Raw genomic sequence first — 19175 nt, forward strand, 5'->3', positions numbered from 1 at the left:
ATGGCCAACAATGCAGCCGTGCACGGCACGTCGCCCATCTCGCCGCCGACGCGGCGAAAACTGCCGTCCGAGTTCAACATCTTCCTCGTGCTGATCGCCATCGCGCTCGTCTACGAACTGCTCGGCTGGATCTTCATCGGCCAGAGCTTCCTGATGAACACGCAGCGTCTGACGATCATGATCCTGCAGGTCTCCGTCATCGGCATCATCGCCGTCGGCGTCACGCAGGTCATCATCACCGGCGGCATCGATCTTTCCTCCGGATCCGTCGTCGGCATGACCGCAATGATCTCGGCAAGCGTCGCGCAGGCCTCCACCTGGCCCCGCGCGGTCTACCCGTCGCTGACCGACATGCCCTTCATCGTGCCGATCGCGCTCGGCATCGGCATCGGCCTGCTTGCCGGCTTCGTCAACGGACAGCTCATCGCCCGCACGAAGATCCCGCCCTTCATCGCCACGCTCGGCATGATGGTCTCGGCCCGCGGCATCTCCAAATGGTACACGAAGGGCCAGCCGGTTTCGGGGCTCACAGACCAGTTCAACTTCATCGGCACGGGCATCTGGCCGGTCGTCGTCTTCCTCGTCGTTGCCCTCATCTTCCACATCGCCCTGCGCTACACCCGCTACGGCAAGTTCACCTATGCGATCGGCGCTAACATGCAGGCCGCGCGCGTCTCCGGCATCAATGTCGAAGGCCACCTGATCAAGGTCTATGCCATTGCCGGCATGCTGGCGGGTCTCGCCGGTGTCGTTACGGCCGCCCGGGCCCAGACGGCGCAGTCGGGCATGGGCGTAATGTACGAACTCGACGCCATCGCCGCGACCGTCATCGGCGGCACATCGCTGAATGGCGGCGTCGGCCGCATCACGGGCACCGTCATCGGCACGGTCATCCTCGGCGTCATGACCTCGGGCTTCACCTTCCTCCGCGTGGACGCCTACTACCAGGAAATCGTCAAGGGCCTCATCATCGTCACGGCCGTCGTCGTCGATGTCTATCGCCAGAAGAAGCGCGCCAAGGGCTGATGCCTAGGTATCGGCGATCGAGACCCATCGAACTCTGCAGACATATCCAGCGCTGCGACCAACCTACCGGAGACAAACATGAAAGCTCTAGGCGTCGGCCTGATCGGAACCGGCTATATGGGAAAGTGCCATGCGCTCGCCTGGAACGGCGTCCGGCAGATCTTCGGAGACGTGCCCGCACCGCAGCTCGTGTACCTGGCCGAAGCCGATGCCGATATGGCGGCAAGCCGCGCCAGCGCCTTCGGCTTCCGCAAATCGACCGGCAACTGGCGTGATCTCCTGGCCGATCCCGAGGTGGATGTGATCTCGATCACCACGCCGAATGCCTTCCATCCCGAGATGGCGATCGCGGCGCTCGAAGCCGGCAAGCATGTCTGGTGCGAAAAGCCGATGGCACCGGCTCTCGCCGACGCCGAAGCCATGCTGACGGCTGCCCGCAAGACGGGCAGAACCGCCATTCTCGGCTACAACTACATTCAGAATCCGGCCATCGCCCAGATCCGCCGACTGATCGAGGACGGCACCATCGGCACGGTCAACCATGTGCGCGTCGAGATGGACGAAGACTTCATGGCCGATCCGGAGGCGCTGTTCTACTGGAAGAGCGAAGCGGCGTCCGGCTATGGCGCGCTCGATGATTTCGCCGTGCATCCGCTGTCGCTGCTCTGGCACCTTTTCGGCCATGTGCAGGAGGTCATCGCCGACCTCGGCAAGCCCTATGCGGACCGCCCGGTCAAGGACGGCGCGCGTCGCGCGGTCGAGAACCACGACATTGCCAGCGTGCTCCTGAAACTGGAGGGCAATATCTCCGCCGTGCTCATGGCCAATCGCTCCGCCTGGGGTCGCAAAGGTCGCATCGCGCTGCAGATCTTCGGCTCTAAGGGGTCCATCCTCTATGATCAGGAGCGGATGAACGAGTTCGAGCTCTACACGACCACGGGTCCGGAAGCGACGCGCGGCTTCGCCCGTGTGCTCACGGCCCCGATCCACCCGCCTTATGATCGCTTCATCCCCGCCCCCGGCCACGGCCTCGGCTTCAACGATCTCAAGATCATCGAGTGCCACCAGCTCATCAACGCCATCGCGGGCAATCCCTCGACGGCGGTCACCTTCGAGGACGGTCTGCGAATAGAACGCAGCGTGCATGCGATGGCGCAATCCTATCGCGAGCGGCGTTGGATTTCGGTCTGAGGCCAACGGCCTCGGTCTTCGACGCGAAGCGAAGGCCTGGGTCCATCGGGATAGTCCCGCATCCGTTTCTCTCAGGCCTTTGCGCCGAGGCGCGAGATCGCCTCGAGCATCGAACGCGAGAGACGCAGCGAGGCGGCCGTCGCCATGATCATCTGCGGGAGGATCAGCCATTCCAGCGTCCAGGCGGCGCCGGAGCGCTCCTGCTCGTGCACCAGCGACTGATGTAGGGCGGAGACCTGAACCGCGTTGAAGCGGGCGAGAGTCACGAGCGTTTCCGCGGCAACCGGGTTCTGCTTGTGCGGCATGGCAGACGAGGCACCGCCGCCGGACAGCGCGATCTCGTCACCGCCCTGTGCGAGCAAGGCGATGTCCTGCCCCATCTTGCCGGCAGCCCCTGTGATCAACGAGAAGAGATGACCGATATCGGCAATGAACCCGCGCTGGCTCTGCCATTGCTGCGCGTCCAAAAGCCCCATCTCCTGCGCAACGAGGCTGCGCACCGCGTCCGCCTCCGCACCGAGCTTGTCGAGCGTGCCCGCCGCGCCGCCGAACTGCAGGGGAAGCGCCTGTTGTGCCAGCCTGTCCCGCTCCCGCGCGAAGGGCGCGCGCCAGCTCGCGACGCGGTCGGCCACCGTGATCGGAATCGCCGCCTGCATACGGGTTCGCCCCATTAAAGGCCGCGAACCGAAGCTCTCGTCCAATGCGTCCAGAGTGTGAAGAAGCACGTCGATGCGCCCGGCAAACAGGGAGAGAACCGTCTTCAGGCGGTAGACGAGGCTGCTGTCGATCACATCCTGGCTTGTCGCACCGACATGCACATGGGCCGCGGCCGAACCGCCGACCGCCTGCCGCAATTGCCGGACCAGCTCGGGAACGACGACACCGTCTGTGGCCGTCGCCTGCTTCAGCCGGGCGACATCCGGGGTGAAGGTCGCGCAGACCTCGGCGATCCGGTCTGCGGAGGCGACCGGAACGAGCCCTCGCCCCGCCTGCGCCCGTGCCAGCGCCGCCTCGAACACCAGCATGCCCCGGATATCGGCATCCGCCGAGAGCACAGCGGCCACCTCGTCATCGCCCAGAAGACCGGAGAGGAAGGGATGATCGAAGGCAGCAATGCTCATGGGTCGGCTCTCTCTCGGTTTCCGATATCGTGTCTCCAAGCATGTTGGGGATCCGCGGAAACGCTCTAGATATCGAGGAACACCGTTTCCGACGGTCCCTGCAGATGGATATCGAACGTATAGTCCTGGCCGGTCCGGGTGGCGATCATCGTCTCGACGCGGGCGCGATGTTCGATCCGCAGCAGCAGGGGATCGACCGCATTGGCCTCCGCCTCCTCCGGGAAATAAAGCCGCGTGTGCAGGCCGATATTGATCCCCCGGGCGACGATCCACACCGTGATGTGCGGCGCCATCATCCGTCCGTCCTTGAAGGGGACGCGGCCGGGCTTGATCGTTTCGAAGCGGAAGACGCCGTCTTCGGCAGCCGTCGCCGAGCGTCCCCATCCGGTGAAGTTCGGATCGGCGGTTCCCCGTCTCTCCGACGGGCTGTTGTAGAGCCCCGTATGGTCGGCCTGCCAGATCTCGAGAACGGCATCGCGCACCGGCGTCTGCGCGCCGTCGAAGATGCGGCCGCTGATGGCGATCCGCGCCCCGAGCGTCTTGTCGTTGACCATGACCGAGCCGAGATCGTCCGCATAGACGCCCTCGATGCCGCAGCTGTTGGGCATGAGACCGATATGGACATAGGGCCCGGCCGTCTGGGAGGGAGTTTCCTTCAAAGCGTCGAGCGACAGGAGCATCAGTTACCCTCCAGCCGGTTTTCAAACAGCGTCGAGCGGCGGCCCCGCAGGACAATATCGAAACGATAGGCGCGCGCGTCCATCGGGATTGTGTTGTTCCAGTCGAGCAGCGCGATCAATTGCTCGATGGCGGCCTTGTCGGGGATCGTGTTGACGATCGGACATTTCCAGATCATCGGGTCGCCCTCGAAATACATCTGGGTGATCAGGCGCTGGGCGAAGCCATGGCCGAACACGGAAAAGTGGATATGAGCCGGCCGCCAGTCGTTGACCCCATTCGGCCAGGGATAGGCACCGGGCCGCACCGTGCGAAAGGCATAGTGCCCCTCGTCGTCGCAGATCGTGCGGCCGCAGCCGCCGAAATTGGGATCGAGGGCCGCAAGGTAGGTTTCCTTCTTGTGCCGGTAGCGACCGCCCGCATTGGCCTGCCAGAATTCGAGCAGGGCGCCGCGCACCGGCCTGCCGCGCTCGTCCAGCACCCGGCCATGCACCACGATCCGCTCGCCGATCGCGCTCTCGCCCGGCTTGGCGAAATTGTGGATCAGGTCGTTGTCCAGCTCGCCGATCATCCCGTGGCCGAAGACCGGCCCCGTCGTTTCCGACAGCGTGCCATCGAGCGACAGGAGCGCACGCTGCGGCGCGCGCAGCACGGACGTCTTGTAGCCGGGTGTGAGGGCCGGCGAATGCCATGTCCGGTCCCGCCCGAAGAAAGCCCCGGTTTCCGGCGCGTCGTTGGATCGCATCGACATTCTACCCTCCCTCCGCCTGCGCCGCTTCGGCGTCCATCTCGGCATAGGTCCGCTTGGCGATCTTGATGGCGTGGTTGGCGGCGGGAACGCCGGCATAGATCGCCACATGCAACAGGGCCTCGCCGATATCCTCGCGCGAGGCTCCGGTGTTCAGGGTCGCTCTGACATGCATGGCAACCTCCTCGTCCTGACCGAGCGCCGCCAGCAGCGCGATGGTGATCATCGAACGTTCCCGCTTGGTCAGCGTATCGCGCGACCAGACATGGCCCCAGGCGGCCTCCGTGATCAAGGCCTGAAAAGGCCGGTCCATCTCCGTGGCGGCGGCCTCGGCGCGATTGACATGGCTGTCACCGAGCACGGCACGCCGCGTGGCCATGCCCTGCCGGTATCGCTCGGACGGTAAAGCGGACATCGTCAGGCCTCTTGATAAAGACAAAGGAGGAAAGAGCGCACGAGCGCGCAAAGCGCTTCCGGCTGCTCGACGCAGGGGATATGTCCCGCATCGGCGATCATCTCGAACCGCGCCCCCGGGACGAGCGCCGCGGTGGAGCGCACAAGATCCGGCGGCGTGGAACCGTCGTGATCGCCGACGATGCAGAGCGTGGGCACCGCGATACGCGTGGCGGCAGCCGTGTAGTCCGCATCGCGGATCGCGGCGCAGGTGGCGACATATCCCGCGACCGGCTGCCGGACGAGCATCGTGCGATAGCCGGCATAGGCCGCGTTGTCGGAGCTTCGGAAGGCCGGCGTGAACCAGCGCTCCATGACGGCATCGAGGATACTCTCCATCCCGCCCTGCTCGACAGCGCGTATCCGTCCGTTCCACATCTCGGGCGTTCCGATCTTGTGGGCCGTCGCGCAGAGAGCGAGGGCCCGCACCAGGTCCGGCCGGCTCTGGTACAGCGCCTGCGCAACCAGCCCGCCGACCGACAGGCCGCAGATGACGGCATCTTCGACGCCGAGATGATCGAGGAGACCGGACAGGTCGGCGGCATGGTCCTCGATGCGCGCAGCCTTGCCGCCCAGCGCCGAGAGGCCGTGTCCGCGCATGTCGTAGAGAAGGATGGTCGCCGCCTCCTTCAGACGGTCGGCCACATCGTGCCAGATACGAAAATCGGTGCCGAGCGAATTGACGAAGACCAGCACGGGCTTTCTCGCCGGATCGCCGATGATCGCGTGATGTAACGTGACGCCGTTGACGGATACAAATCGCATGCGCACCTCCCGGGCGCAGAATGGCGCCTTGATCCGGTGCTGTAAAATGATAATTCAGGTGATATCGATAACCGGTGAGTTATGTTTCCATGCGTGAATCCGGCATCAAGGTCCGGCACCTGCAGATGTTCGTCGAGGTCGCCCGGCAGAAGAGCGTCGCGAAAGCGGCGGCCGGCCTGCACATCACCCAGCCGGCGGTGACGAAAACCATCCGCGAACTGGAGCAGATCCTCGGCGTCGCGGTCATCGAACGCGAGGGGCGCGGCATCCGGATCACGCGGCAGGGCGAGGTGTTCCTGCGCCATGCCGGCGCGGCGTTGACGGCGCTGCGGCAAGGCATCGATTCGGTCTCGATCGAGCGCTCCGGCGAGGCGCCGACCCTCCGCATCGGGGCACTGCCCACCGTATCCACTCATATCATGCCGCGCGCGATGCAGCTCTTCATGGACGAGAAGACCTGGAGCCGCGTCAAGATCGTCACGGGCGAGAATGCCGTGCTCCTCGAGCAATTGCGCGTCGGCGATCTCGAACTGGTGATCGGACGCCTGGCGGCCGCGGACAAGATGACCGGCCTGACCTTCGAGCATCTCTATTCCGAGCAGGTCGTCTTCGCCGTCCGCGCCGGACATCCGCTGCTCGCAAGCACGGGGTCCCCGCTTTCGCGTCTCAGCGACTACACGATCCTGATGCCGACGCGCACCGCGATCATCCGGCCCTTCGTGGACAATCTCCTGCTCGTCAACGGGGTGGGACACCTTCCCGACCAGATCGAAACGGTCTCGGATGCCTTCGGACGCGCCTTCGTCCAGATGAGCGATGCCGTCTGGATCATCTCCGAAGGAGTCGTCGCAGGCGATATCGAGAATGGCTCCCTTGCGAAACTGCCGATCGATACCCGGGAAACCCGCGGCCCCGTGGGTCTGACCATGCGCGCCGATACCATGGCGTCACTGCCCCTATCGATCCTCATGCAGACGATCCGGGAGGCCGCGTCCGAAGCGCACCAGCTCATGTCGGAACCGAGCTGACGGCGTCACGACTGCGGCCTCCGGCGTTCGCCTATCGCATCGCCGCCCGCCGCGCGGGCGCTTCCGGGCGCTGGTGGGAGGACGAGAGACCCGTCGTCCGCGGTGCATCCTGACCCAGGTCGAAGTGCCGGATCAGATCGCGCAGCGTCGCGGTCTCCTGCGCGAGCGTAGCGCTGGCGGCATTGGTTTCCTCGACCATGGCCGCATTCTGCTGGGTCACCTGGTCCATCTGGTTGACGGCGGCATTCACCTCGGACAACCCCGTCGCCTGTTCGCGCGCTGAACTGGTGATGGCTTCCATGTGCTCGTTGACGACGACGATGTTGCTGCGGATCGTCTGCAGCGAGTCTCCCGTCTCGCTGACGAGCTTGACGCCGGTGCGGACCTCGTTCGAGGAGTTGCGGATCAGCTCCTTGATTTCCTTGGCCGCCTGCGCGGACCGCTGGGCGAGTTCGCGCACCTCCTGGGCGACGACGGCAAACCCCTTGCCCGCCTCCCCCGCACGCGCCGCCTCGACCCCCGCATTGAGCGCCAGCAGGTTGGTCTGGAAGGCGATCTCATCAATGACGCCGATGATGTTGGAGATCTGGTTCGAGGACGCTTCAATGCGCGACATGGCCCCGACCGCATCGGCCACCACATTGCCCGAGCGCTCGGCATTCTGACTGGCCGTCGACGCCGACCGACGGGCCTCCTCCGCGCGCTTGGCGGCATTGGAGACGTTGACGGTGATCTGATCGAGTGCTGCGGCGGTCTCCTCGAGGGACGCGGCCTGCTGCTCCGTGCGCCGGGAGAGGTCCTCGGCGCTCTGGCTGATTTCGCGGGTCCCGGTATCGATCTGGGCAGTCGAGCGGGCAACGGCGCCGAGTGTGTTCCGCATCTGGCCGAGAGCGACGTTCATCGTGCTCCGGAGGCTCTCGAAATCAGGCGCGAACGGCTGATCGAGGCTGAACGAGAGGTCGCCATTCGCAAGCTTCGTCAGCGCATCGCCGATGGCGCTGACGGCTTCCACACGCTCGGTGACGTCCGTCGCGAACTTGACGACCTTGGTGACCTTGCCCTTGGCATCGAGGATCGGGTTGTAGGACGCGTTGATGAAGATCGCCTTGCCATTCTTGGCATATCGGGTGAACTCGGCAGCCTGCACCTCGCCGCGCCGCAGCGCGTCCCAGAACGCCTTGTACTCCGGCGACTGCGCGTAACCCGGCTCCACGAGGATGCTGTGCGGACGCCCCTTGATCTCGTCCATGCTGTAATTGATGGCCTTCAGGAAGTTGGCATTCGCCGAAACGATCTCCCCCTGCGTCGTAAATTCGATGACGCCCTGCGAGCGGCTGATGGCAACCATCTGCGCCTGATAGTCCAGATTCTGCAGCCGTTCCTTGGCATCGCTCCACTCGACGACGAAGCCGGTCGTCTTCGCACCCTTGGTCAGGGGCGTGACGATCAGATCGAATGCCCGATGGCCGATCCAGATCGTTGCCCGGTGCTGGGTCTTAAGCGCCGCGAGCATACTGCGCTGATGCGACGGGTTCTTATGAAAGATATCGATGTTGCTGCCGATCAGCTTGTCGAAGTCGAAGCGTGGCAGCTCCTTCTTCAGATCCGGTGCGGCCTCCTTCAGCAGATCCATCACCGCATTGTTCATGTAACGAATGTTGAGACCGACATCCGCGATCACGATGTTGGCGGTAATCGCCTTCATCGCCTCGCGCTGCATGCCAGAAAGCTCGGATATCCCAAACACGTCGAAGTCCCCCGTCCGTCCGTTGTCGTGCACCGGAAAGCAAGTGCGACCCGGATGAAGGGTGACGTTAACTAAATATGCTTAAAAATTCGTTTTAATTCGAACATGCGAAACAACGATCCAGTGCGTTTTCCAACAGCCGGCAGCTCTGCCGCACGAACATCTTTAGCAATGCCTGTTACTCGACCCTATTTTTAGGATAGAACTTCTCTGATCGATCGATCGGCGTGACACAAAGCGGTTCACACCTGTTCCGCAGACCCCAAACCCGGCTGCGACACCATCTCACCTTCGCCGCCGGTGCCGGTTCTCTCCGCGGCGAATGGCGCCAGCGGCAGCGACAGGAGCACGGCCGGGATGGCCGGATCGTCGGCATCCGTCACCAGCAGGAGATGGGGCCGTCCGCCCGGGTTTCCGAGGCTGATGCCCTCGACCTTGTCGGGCCGCTCCAGTCGCTCAAGAGAGACAAGAGCCCCATCCGCATCGACGATGCCGAGGGCCGCGCCGACGCAAGCGCCGTCCCGGTAGGCATCGTCGGTATCTTCGGCAACGGCGCTGACGACCATCCGGCCATCCGGCAGCATCGTCGCGTCCGTCAGACCGAGCGCCACGCCGTCGATCTCGCCGAGATCGAGCCGATGGATCGATTCGGGCGGCAGGGTCTCCTGCCCGCCGCCGAGCAGGAGCGGGAGGACTTTCGCCAGCGGATAGGACAGAACCGCATTGTCGCGCCGGCCTCGGTTGCCGCGCTGGATCAGCCGCAGCCTATCGCCCGCGACCACCGCCCCCTCGATATTGAGGTCGGGGAACAGGCCCGACATCGGCCCGAAAAGGCCTGCAAGGTCGATGACGCGCGGCGCGCCGGCGATGCTGCCGGCCGTATCGAGGCCCAGAAGAGCGCCGCGTTGCCGGTTCGCCCGGGAGCCGGAGCCGAGTGCCAGCAGGGCACCATCCGGAAAGGCATCGAACGGCGGGATATGGACGAGCGCTTCGAGGTCCGGCTTCCGGCGTTTCCGCTTGGCTTTCTCGTCCGCCAATGCGCCATCGAACAGCCGAAACAGCCGGCCGGGCGCCGGCGAATCGAGGGAAAAGATGCCGAGATGCAACGCATCGTCCACGACGACGTAAAGCGTTGTCCCCAAGCAGACGAGCCCGCTGGCGGCGCTCACATGCGCTCTCAACGCCCCTCCATCGTCTGTCGCGACGATCGCCAGAGTGCGCCTTTCGGTCAGGACGATCATCGCAGCATCCGAGGGGTGAGGGTCAGGCGCCGGAGGGTGAAGACGTAGGCCTTTCAGAGCCGACCGTCTCGGACAGGAAGGCCAGTGTGCGCTCCAGGGCCTTGGCAGCGCTCGGCTCGTCGAACGAAGCTCTCGCGTCGCAATTGAAGCCGTGGCCGGCGTCATAGGTGAAGATCGGGACATCCGGCAGGGCCGCCTTGATCGCCGCGACATCGCTCATGGGGATATGGTCGTCGCGTTCGCCGAGATGCAGCATCACCGGGACTGTCGGCCTCCGATCGAGCGATTTTGCGATGTTGCCGCCATAATAGCCGACGGCCGCGGCAACGCCGTCGGTGGAGCATGCCGCCTGATAGGCAAGCGAACCGCCCCAGCAATAGCCGACCACAGCAACCTTTCCGCCTTCGGAGGCGGCCGTCACGGCGGCGGCGACGTCGAGCGGGGTCTTGGCGTGATCGACCCGCTGGACGAGACCGACGGCGGCGGGGAATTCTTCGGCGGCGTAACCGAGTTCGACGCCGTGCTCGACGCGATCGAACAAGGCGGGTGCGATCACAAGATAACCTTCGCGCGCAAACCGATCCGCAACCCGCTTGATATGGGCATTGACCCCGAAGATCTCCTGCAGGACGACCACCCCGCCCCGTGGCGGCCCCTCGGGCTCGGCCTTGTAGGCATCGATCGTCACGCCATCGCCGGCGGTCAGCTGGATCATCGTCCCCATGCGGGCATCCTCCTGTCGTTGCAGAAAGCGCTCGGCGAGACGCCGGCACTTGGGGAGGCATGTGGGGCATGCGGTCAGAAGCGCAAGAGCAGCACGACGCATCTTCGGTCGACCGGCCGGACGGAGACCTGCATTCCGCCGTTCAGAACGATCCTTTCAACGCCGATGCGCGCCGCGACAGATCCGTTGAGCCCGTCCCCAGACGAATGGTTCTCTTCGTCTATGCCTGTTCGAATTCCATGAGCACGCCATGAAAATCTTTCGGATGCGCAAAGATAACCGGCTTGCCGTGTGCGCCGATCTTCGGCTGCCCGTTGCCGAGCACGCGGGCCCCGACATCCGACAGCGTGTCGATGGCCGCGCCGAGATCCTCGACCTCGAAGCAGAGGTGATGGAGACCGCCCGTCGGGTTCTTTTCGAGGAAGCCGGCGATCGGCGAATTCTCGCCCAGAGGATGCAGCAGCTCGATCTTCGTGTTCTGCAGCTGGATGAAAACCACAGTCACGCCGTGATCCGGCAGATCCTGCGGCTGCGAAACCTCGGCGCCGAGCGCCCGGTAATGCGCGATCGCCGTGGACATATCCGGTACGGCGATCGCGATATGGTTCAGCACATTCATCATGACGTTAACCCCTGTTGTGCCGCTTGCCTTCGAGAAGGTCGAGGACGGCGCGCGCGGCGTCGAGAACATTGGTGCCCGGACCGAAGACGGCGGAGACACCGTTCTCCAGCAGGAAGTCGTAATCCTGGCGGGGGATGACTCCGCCGACGACGACGATGACATCCTTGCCGCCCTTCGCCTTCAGCGCCGTGACCAGCTGCGGTGCCAGCGTCCTGTGACCGGCGGCCAGAGACGACATGCCGACCACCTGCACCTTCTGTGCGATTGCCAGATCGGCCGCCTCCTCCGGCGTCTGGAACAGCGGCCCCGCCAGCACCTGAAAGCCGATATCGCCGAACCCGGACGCCACCACTTTGGCGCCGCGGTCGTGGCCGTCCTGGCCGAGTTTGGCGACCAGAATTTTCGGTTTGCCGCCGGTACCGGCGGAAAAGGCCGACAGCCGCTCCACCAGCATGTCGTATTCCGGATCGCCGTCATAGGCCGGGCCGTAGATGTTGCCCACGACCACCGGCACGGCCGAATGATCGCCGAAGACCACGCGCATGGCGTCGGAGATCTCGCCCACCGTGGCGCGGGCGCGTGCGGCCTCCACGGCGGCCGCGAGCAGATTGCCCGTGCCGGACTGCGCCGTTCTGGTCAGAGCGTCGAGCGTTTCGGCCACACGGGACGGATCGCGCCGGCGGCGCACCGCGTCCAGCCGCTTGATCTGGCTTGCGCGCACGGCGCTGTTGTCGATCGAGAGGATGTCGATCGGCTCCTCGTTTTCCAGCCGGTACTTGTTGACGCCGACGATGATCTCCTCGGCGCGGTCGACCGCGGCCTGCCGTCGGGTCGCGGCCTCCTCGATCATCCGCTTCGGCAGGCCGTCGGCCACGGCCCTGGTCATGCCGCCCAGCGTCTCGATCTCCTCGATCAGCGCCCAGGCCTTGGTGGCGAGTTCGTCGGTCAGGCTTTCGACATAATAGGAGCCGGCCAGCGGATCGACGACGCGGGTGACACCGGTCTCGTGCTGCAGGATCAGCTGGGTGTTGCGGGCGATGCGGGCCGAGAATTCGGTCGGCAGGGCGATCGCCTCGTCGAGCGCGTTGGTGTGCAGCGACTGGGTACCGCCGAGTGCCGCCGACATCGCCTCGTAGGCCGTTCGGATGATGTTGTTGTAGGGGTCCTGCTCCTGCAGCGACACGCCGGAGGTCTGGCAATGGGTGCGCAGCATCAGCGACGACGGCAGTCCGGGCTCGAACTCCGCCATGATGCGCGACCAGAGAAGGCGCGCCGCGCGCAGCTTGGCCGCCTCCATGAAGAAGTTCATGCCGATGGCGAAGAAGAACGACAGCCGGCCGGCGAAGTCGTCGACGTTGAGCCCCTTGGCCAGTGCGGCGCGCACATATTCGCGGCCGTCGGCCAGCGTGAAGGCCAGCTCCTGCACCAGCGTCGATCCGGCCTCCTGCATATGGTAGCCGGAGATCGAGATGGAGTTGAACCTGGGCATCTCGCGCGCCGTATAGTCGATGATATCGGCGATGATCCGCATCGAGGGTTCGGGCGGGTAGATATAGGTGTTGCGGACCATGAACTCCTTGAGGATATCGTTCTGGATGGTGCCCGACAGCTTTTCGCGCGAGACCCCCTGCTCTTCGCCGGCGACGATGAAGTTGGCCAGAATCGGGATCACGGCGCCGTTCATGGTCATGGACACCGACATCTCGTCGAGCGGGATCCTGTCGAACAGGATCTTCATGTCCTCGACGCTGTCGATCGCCACGCCGGCCTTGCCGACATCGCCCTCGACGCGCGGATGATCGCTGTCATAGCCGCGATGGGTGGCGAGATCGAAGGCGACGGAGAGACCCTTCTGACCGGCCGCGAGGTTGCGCCGGTAGAAGGCGTTGCTTTCCTCCGCCGTCGAGAAGCCGGCATATTGGCGGATGGTCCAGGGCCGTCCGGCATACATGGTGGCGCGCGGTCCGCGCACGAAGGGCGCAAAGCCCGGCAGGCTGTCGAGATGGTCGATGCCCTCGATGTCTTCGGCCGTGTAAAGCGGCTTGACGTCGATGCCCTCGGGCGTGTGCCAGACGAGCGCTTCGGGCGACGCCTTCAGCTCCTTTTCCGCAAGCCTCCGCCAGTCTGGAAGTGTTTTCTCGGGCATCGCTTCAACTCCGTTTTCGTCCGTCCATGCCCGTGGGACGTCTGTCCCGCAGGTGCTGGCTGCCGGCAGGTCTACTCGAATTCCATGATCAGTTCATCGACGGCAAGGCTCTGTCCGGTGGCGGCGGCGACGCGCTTGACGACGCCTTTCCGCTCCGCCTTCAGCACGTTTTCCATCTTCATCGCCTCGACGGTGGCCAGCGTCTGGCCCGCCTCCACATGCTCGCCCGCGACCACCATGACCGAGGTGATGACGCCCGGCATCGGGCAAAGCAGCATTTTCGAGGTGTCGGGCCGCGGCTTGACCGGCATCAGCCGCGCCAGTTCCGCAACGCGGGGGCTGCGGACCCGTGCCGTCACATCCATGCCGCGCCAGCGCAGGCGGATGGCGGAGCCGACGAGATCGACCTTGACCCCCATGACGTCTCCGTCGACATCGAAGGCCGCAAGGCTCCTGCCCGGAAGCCAGTCGCTGGCAATCGCCATCCGGCCGCCGTCCTCAAACAGCGCGAACGTCGCCGCCGCGTCGGTTTCCAGTGTCACGGCGTGCTCGAATTCGGCGAGGATGACGACCCATTGCTTGCCGACGATGCGAAGATGGTTGCCGATCGTGCCCGAGATCCGGGCGGCGCGCTCCTGAAGCCGCTGGTTGATCCAGGCGGCAATCGCCGCAAGCTTTCGCGACGAGTCCGCATCGGGGCTGACGCCCGTAAATCCGTCGGGAAATTCCTCGGCGATATAGGCCGTGGTGATGTGGCCGGACCGGAACCGGGCCTGGCTCATCACGGCGGAGAGGAACGGCAGGTTGTGGCCGATGCCCTCCACCTCGAACGCGTCGAGCGCTTTTCCCATGGCATCGATCGCCGCCAGCCGGGCCGTGCCCGCCTCGCCCGGCGACCAGGTGCAGAGCTTGGCGACCATGGGGTCGTAATACATCGAGATTTCGCTGCCCTCGAAGACGCCGGTATCGTTGCGCACGATCGTGCCGTCGGGCTGGACGCCTTCGCGCGGCGGGCGATAGCGCGTCAGCCGGCCGATGGAGGGCAGGAAGTTGCGGTAGGGATCTTCCGCGTAGAGGCGGCTTTCGATCGCCCAGCCGTTCAGCCGGATCTCGTCCTGACCGAAGGACAGCTTTTCCCCGGCGGCAACCCGGATCATCTGTTCGACGAGATCGATGCCGGTGATCAGCTCCGTCACCGGGTGCTCCACCTGCAGCCGCGTGTTCATCTCGAGAAAGTAGAAATTGCGGTCGCCGTCCACGATGAACTCCACCGTGCCGGCCGAGTGATAGCCGACGGCCTGCGCCAGGGCGACCGCCTGTTCGCCCATGGCCTTGCGCGTCGCGGCGTCGAGAAACGGCGAAGGCGCCTCCTCGATGACCTTCTGGTTGCGGCGCTGGATCGAGCATTCCCGTTCGCCAAGAGAGAGCACGGTGCCGTGCGTGTCGCCCAGCACCTGGATTTCGATATGGCGCGGCTGCGTGACGAATTTCTCGATGAAGATGCGATCGTCGCCGAAGGAGGCCCTGGCCTCGTTTTTGGAGGACTGGAAGCCTTCGCGGGCCTCGGCATCGTTCCAGGCGATGCGCATGCCCTTGCCGCCGCCGCCGGCGGACGCCTTGATCATGACCGGGTAGCCGATCGAGGACGCGATCCTGACCGCCTCGTCGGCATCCGCGATCAGGCCCATATGTCCCGGCACGGTGGAAACACCGGCGTCCGCCGCCAGCTTCTTCGACGTGATCTTGTCGCCCATCGCCTCGATCGCGCCGACCGGCGGTCCGATGAAGATGACGCCGGCCTTTTCGAGCGCTGCGGCGAAGACCGCGTTTTCCGACAGAAAGCCGTAGCCGGGATGCACGGCGTCGGCCCCGGTCTGCCGGATCGCATCGAGGATCCTCTCGATGACGATATAGGACTGGTTCGAGGGCGCCGGGCCGATGTTCACGGCCTCGTCGGCGAGCGCCACATGCAGCGCATTGGCATCGGCGTCGGAATAGACCGCGACCGTTCCGATGCCCATGGCCTTGGCCGTGCGGATGACCCGGCAGGCGATTTCGCCGCGATTGGCAATGAGGATTTTCGAGATCATGGGGGGCATCCTCACAGGGGAATCGTATCGTGTTTCTTCCAATGCGTCGCCGCCTGCTTGTTGCGGAGCGATGCAAAGGCGCGGGCGATGCGGCGGCGGGAGGAATGCGGCATGATCACCTCGTCGATGAAGCCGCGCTCGGCGGCGACGAACGGATTGGCGAAACGCTCCTCATATTCCCGGGTGCGGGCGGCGATCTTGTCGGGGTCGGACAGTTCGGAACGGTACAGGATCTCCGCCGCGCCCTTGGCTCCCATCACGGCGATCTCCGCCGTCGGCCAGGCATAGTTGACATCGGCGCCGATATGCTTGGAGGCCATCACGTCATAGGCGCCGCCATACGCCTTGCGCGTGATCAGCGTCACCATCGGCACCGTTGCCTGCGAATAGGCAAACAGCAGTTTCGCGCCGTGCTTGATCACGCCGCCATATTCCTGCGCGACGCCCGGCAGAAAGCCCGGCACATCGACCAGAGTGAGAAGGGGAATGTTGAAGGCATCGCAGAAGCGCACGAAACGGGCGGCCTTGCGCGAGCTGTCGATATCGAGGCACCCGGCCAGCACCATCGGCTGGTTGGCGACCACCCCGACCGTCTGGCCCTCGAGGCGTACAAAGCCGGTGAGGATGTTTCTGGCAAAGGCCTCCTGAAGCTCGAAGAAATCGCCCTCGTCGGCCAACGCATGAATGAGTTCTTTCATGTCGTAGGGCTTGTTGGAACTGTCGGGGATCAGCGTGTCGAGACGCATTTCCAGCCTTGCCGGGTCGTCGTGGAAAGGACGCGTCGGAGCCTTTTCGCGGTTGTTGAGCGGCAGGAAATCGAACAGGGTCCGCACGGCCTCCAGCGCGTCGATATCGTTTTCATAGGCGCCATCGGCCACAGAGGATTTCCGGGTGTGGGTCGAGGCGCCGCCAAGCTCCTCTGCCGTCACGATCTCGTTGGTGACGGTTTTCACCACATCCGGGCCGGTCACGAACATGTAGGAGGTGTCGCGCACCATGAAGATGAAGTCCGTCATGGCCGGAGAGTAGACCGCCCCGCCCGCGCAGGGCCCCATGATGACGGAAATCTGGGGGATGACGCCGGAGACTTCGGCGTTGCGACGGAAGACTTCGGCATATCCCGCCAGGGACGCCACGCCTTCCTGGATGCGCGCGCCGCCGCTGTCGTTCAGCCCGATCACCGGCGCGCCGACGCGTGCCGCCATATCCATGATCTTGCAGATTTTTTGCGCATGCGTTTCCGACAACGAACCGCCGAGAACGGTGAAATCCTGGCTGAAGGCGTAGACCTGCCGGCCGTTGATCGTGCCCCAGCCCGTCACGACCCCGTCGCCGGCGACGATCTGCTCCGCCATGCCGAAGTCCACCGCGCGGTGGGTGACGTACATATCGTATTCCTCGAACGAGCCTTCATCGAAAAGAACCTCGATGCGTTCGCGCGCGGTCAGCTTGCCCTTGGCGTGCTGGGCATCGATCCGGCGCGTTCCGCCACCGAGGCGGGCGGAGTCCTTTTTCCGTTGCAGCTTTTCAATGGTATTCCTCATCGGAGGATTTTCTTTCTCTGGTTTCAGAAACGACGTGTTCGCGTTGGCACCTTACTGCGGAGTCTCAAACGGTCTGCACGGAATGATCTTCCCTCAAAAACGCGATGATCGCCGAAAAATCCCTATGACCCTGTCCGGACCCGACGAAATCCTCGTAAAGCCTCCGGGCGTGCGCGCCCAGCGGCGTTGACGCCGTGCAGTCCGTGGCGGCCTGGCTGGCCAGCCGAAGGTCCTTCAGCATCAGCGCGCTCGCAAAGCCCGGCGCATAGTCGCGATTTGCCGGAGAGGCGGGCACAGGACCCGGAACCGGGCAATAAGTATTGACCGACCAGCACTGGCCCGACGACGTCGAGAGCACGTCGAACAAAGCCTGATGGTCCAGACCGAGTTTTTCGCCCAGCACGAAGGCTTCGGCCGCGCCGATCATCGAAATGCCGAGCAGCATGTTGTTGCAGAGCTTCGCCGCCTGCCCCGCACCGGCCGAGCCGCAGGGGATGATGCGGCCGGCCATCGGTTCGAGCACCGGACGCGCGGCCTCGATCGCGGCGGCATCGCCACCCAGCATGAAGCTCAGCGTTCCCGCCTCCGCACCGCTGGTTCCGCCCGAAACCGGAGCATCGATGGTGATGCAGCCGGGCAGAAGTCCGTGCGCGGCGCGGGCGCCTTCGACATCGATCGTCGAGCTGTCGATGACAAGGGTGCCCGGCCGCACGATGGCGGCAAGCCGTGTCCAGACCTCGAGCACGAGTGCGGAATTCGGCAGCATGGTGATCACGGCATCGGCGCCATCGACCGCCGACCCGATGGTGTCGGCGATCCGCACGCCGCGCTCCCTCGCGTGATCCCGCGCGGCCGGCGCGACATCGAAACCGGTCACGGCAAAACCCGCCTTGACGAGATTGCCCGCCATCGGCGCACCCATGTTTCCCAGGCCTATGAAGGCGATCGAGCGGATCATGTCACTTTTCCTTCCATCGGGCGCTCTCCGATACCGCTGCGGGAAACAGGGAGGGCAGAGGTTTGATCGTAGCGAGAAGAGCCGGCTGATCAATCTCTTCCAGTCTTGCCGGAGACCAGACGGGATTGTGATCCTTGTCGATGACGGCCGCGCGGACGCCTTCGTAGAAATCGTGACCGGCGAGGATTGCCGCATCGGCGGCGTATTCGCGGTCGAGGCACATTTCGAGCGAGGTCGAGGTCTCTGCCGCGCGCAGCAGATGCAGCGTCAGAACCAGGCTCGTGGGGGATTTCCGCTCGAGCTGGGACAGCGTCTTCGTGGCAAAATCCGAGCCGTCGGCGCGCAGGGCCGCAAAGATGCCCGCCATGTCCGGAAGGCCGAAGATGGTCTCGATCAGCCCGGCATTCTCCTTGAGCACCGAAGGGCCGGGATCGGCGGCGTAAGCCTTGAGGGCGGCATTCACGCTCCGGCCCGATTCGAGATCCGACAACAGCGCGGGAAGGGCGTTCGAGGGAACCATGGCATCGGCGAGACCGGCGGCGATCGTGTCGGCCGCGCCGATGCTGGCGCCGGTGAGGCCGATCCAGAAGCCCAGACGCCGCGGCGCACGCGCCAGCGCCCAGGTGCCGCCGACATCGGGGAAGTAGCCGATGCCGGTTTCCGGCATGGCGAACGTCGTGCGTTCCGTCACGACGCGATGACTGCCATGGACCGACAGGCCGACGCCGCCGCCCATGCAAATGCCGTCCATCACGGCGAGCCAGGGCTTGCCCATGTGGCTGATCCGGGCGTTCAGACGGTATTCTTCCGCCCAGAATGCCAGAGCTTTCTCCGGTGCGCTTCGCCCCGTCTGCCAGATCATCTTGATATCGCCGCCTGCGCACAGCGCCCGGCCCTCGCCGGTGAGCGCGATCGCGCGGACGGCGGGATTGCTCTCCAGCGCTTCGATTTCCCAGGCGATCTTGCGAACCATGTCGAGATCGAGGCTGTTCAGGGCGTCCGGGCGGTTGAGATGAAGGCGTCCCAATGCGCCCTCCACGCCCATGAGAACCGTGTCCTCGGCGATGATATCCTTTGGAATGGCCTCCGACAT

General features: G+C 64.7%; 17 protein-coding genes. 3 read left to right on the plus strand and 14 right to left on the minus strand.

Going from position 1 to position 19175, the window contains the following annotated elements; all coding sequences use genetic code 11:
• Window positions 1–1026: an ABC transporter permease gene (locus LRX75_RS01800; protein WP_113151186.1), complete on the plus strand. Its 1026-nt coding sequence runs from the start codon at window positions 1–3 to the stop codon at window positions 1024–1026.
• Window positions 1027–1104: 78 nt separating this feature from the next.
• Window positions 1105–2217 (plus strand): Gfo/Idh/MocA family protein, encoded by a 1113-nt coding sequence (locus tag LRX75_RS01805; RefSeq protein WP_231811484.1) that lies wholly within the window; start codon window positions 1105–1107, stop codon window positions 2215–2217.
• A gap of 71 nt (window positions 2218–2288) precedes the next feature.
• Here LRX75_RS01805 and LRX75_RS01810 read toward each other — a convergent pair whose 3' ends face one another.
• The 5 genes from LRX75_RS01810 to pcaD all read right to left on the minus strand — a co-directional run bounded on the left by LRX75_RS01810 (window position 2289) and on the right by pcaD (window position 5982).
• Entirely contained in the window at window positions 2289–3338 is a 1050-nt protein-coding gene (locus tag LRX75_RS01810; protein WP_231811485.1) for a 3-carboxy-cis,cis-muconate cycloisomerase, read from the minus strand.
• Between the two features lie 65 nt (window positions 3339–3403).
• Window positions 3404–4018, minus strand: a complete 615-nt coding sequence (gene pcaG / locus LRX75_RS01815; RefSeq protein ID WP_231811486.1) for a protocatechuate 3,4-dioxygenase subunit alpha — start codon at window positions 4016–4018, stop codon at window positions 3404–3406.
• Window positions 4018–4767, minus strand: a complete 750-nt coding sequence (gene pcaH / locus LRX75_RS01820) for a protocatechuate 3,4-dioxygenase subunit beta (RefSeq protein WP_231811487.1) — start codon at window positions 4765–4767, stop codon at window positions 4018–4020. Before pcaH ends, pcaG begins: the two co-directional genes overlap by 1 nt.
• Window position 4768: 1 nt before the next feature.
• Entirely contained in the window at window positions 4769–5179 is a 411-nt protein-coding gene (gene pcaC, locus LRX75_RS01825; RefSeq protein ID WP_231811488.1) for a 4-carboxymuconolactone decarboxylase, read from the minus strand.
• A gap of 2 nt (window positions 5180–5181) precedes the next feature.
• On the minus strand, window positions 5182–5982 hold the full coding sequence (gene pcaD / locus LRX75_RS01830; RefSeq protein WP_231811489.1) for a 3-oxoadipate enol-lactonase: 801 nt from the start codon (window positions 5980–5982) through the stop codon (window positions 5182–5184).
• Window positions 5983–6071: 89 nt separating this feature from the next.
• On the opposite strand from pcaD, the gene pcaQ reads away from it, so the two are divergent.
• Window positions 6072–7010: a pca operon transcription factor PcaQ gene (pcaQ, locus tag LRX75_RS01835; protein ID WP_231811490.1), complete on the plus strand. Its 939-nt coding sequence runs from the start codon at window positions 6072–6074 to the stop codon at window positions 7008–7010.
• 31 nt (window positions 7011–7041) lie between these two features.
• On the opposite strand, the gene LRX75_RS01840 is transcribed toward pcaQ, so the two are convergent.
• The 9 genes from LRX75_RS01840 to LRX75_RS01880 form a co-directional block, all read right to left on the minus strand.
• Window positions 7042–8757, minus strand: a complete 1716-nt coding sequence (locus LRX75_RS01840) for a methyl-accepting chemotaxis protein (RefSeq protein WP_231811491.1) — start codon at window positions 8755–8757, stop codon at window positions 7042–7044.
• A 242-nt stretch (window positions 8758–8999) separates the two neighbouring features.
• Window positions 9000–9998: a DUF6929 family protein gene (locus LRX75_RS01845; RefSeq protein WP_231811492.1), complete on the minus strand. Its 999-nt coding sequence runs from the start codon at window positions 9996–9998 to the stop codon at window positions 9000–9002.
• 22 nt (window positions 9999–10020) lie between these two features.
• Window positions 10021–10722 carry a dienelactone hydrolase family protein gene (locus tag LRX75_RS01850; protein WP_231811493.1) on the minus strand — a complete coding sequence of 234 codons (702 nt, stop codon included), beginning with the start codon at window positions 10720–10722 and terminating at the stop codon, window positions 10021–10023.
• A gap of 220 nt (window positions 10723–10942) precedes the next feature.
• On the minus strand, window positions 10943–11344 hold the full coding sequence (gene mce / locus LRX75_RS01855) for a methylmalonyl-CoA epimerase (RefSeq protein WP_231811494.1): 402 nt from the start codon (window positions 11342–11344) through the stop codon (window positions 10943–10945).
• Between the two features lie 4 nt (window positions 11345–11348).
• Complete coding sequence (scpA, locus tag LRX75_RS01860) at window positions 11349–13490, minus strand: methylmalonyl-CoA mutase (protein WP_231811495.1); 2142 nt, start codon at window positions 13488–13490, stop codon at window positions 11349–11351.
• A gap of 71 nt (window positions 13491–13561) precedes the next feature.
• On the minus strand, window positions 13562–15580 hold the full coding sequence (locus LRX75_RS01865) for an acetyl-CoA carboxylase biotin carboxylase subunit (RefSeq protein ID WP_231811496.1): 2019 nt from the start codon (window positions 15578–15580) through the stop codon (window positions 13562–13564).
• A gap of 11 nt (window positions 15581–15591) precedes the next feature.
• On the minus strand, window positions 15592–17124 hold the full coding sequence (locus LRX75_RS01870) for an acyl-CoA carboxylase subunit beta (protein ID WP_231811497.1): 1533 nt from the start codon (window positions 17122–17124) through the stop codon (window positions 15592–15594).
• A 64-nt stretch (window positions 17125–17188) separates the two neighbouring features.
• Window positions 17189–18082: a 3-hydroxyisobutyrate dehydrogenase gene (mmsB, locus tag LRX75_RS01875; RefSeq protein WP_231811498.1), complete on the minus strand. Its 894-nt coding sequence runs from the start codon at window positions 18080–18082 to the stop codon at window positions 17189–17191.
• A gap of 1 nt (window position 18083) precedes the next feature.
• Window positions 18084–19175 (minus strand): enoyl-CoA hydratase/isomerase family protein, encoded by a 1092-nt coding sequence (locus LRX75_RS01880; protein ID WP_231811499.1) that lies wholly within the window; start codon window positions 19173–19175, stop codon window positions 18084–18086.

It is taken from the genome of Rhizobium quercicola (genome assembly GCF_021168455.1).
GTDB lineage: Bacteria > Pseudomonadota > Alphaproteobacteria > Rhizobiales > Rhizobiaceae > Ferranicluibacter > Ferranicluibacter quercicola.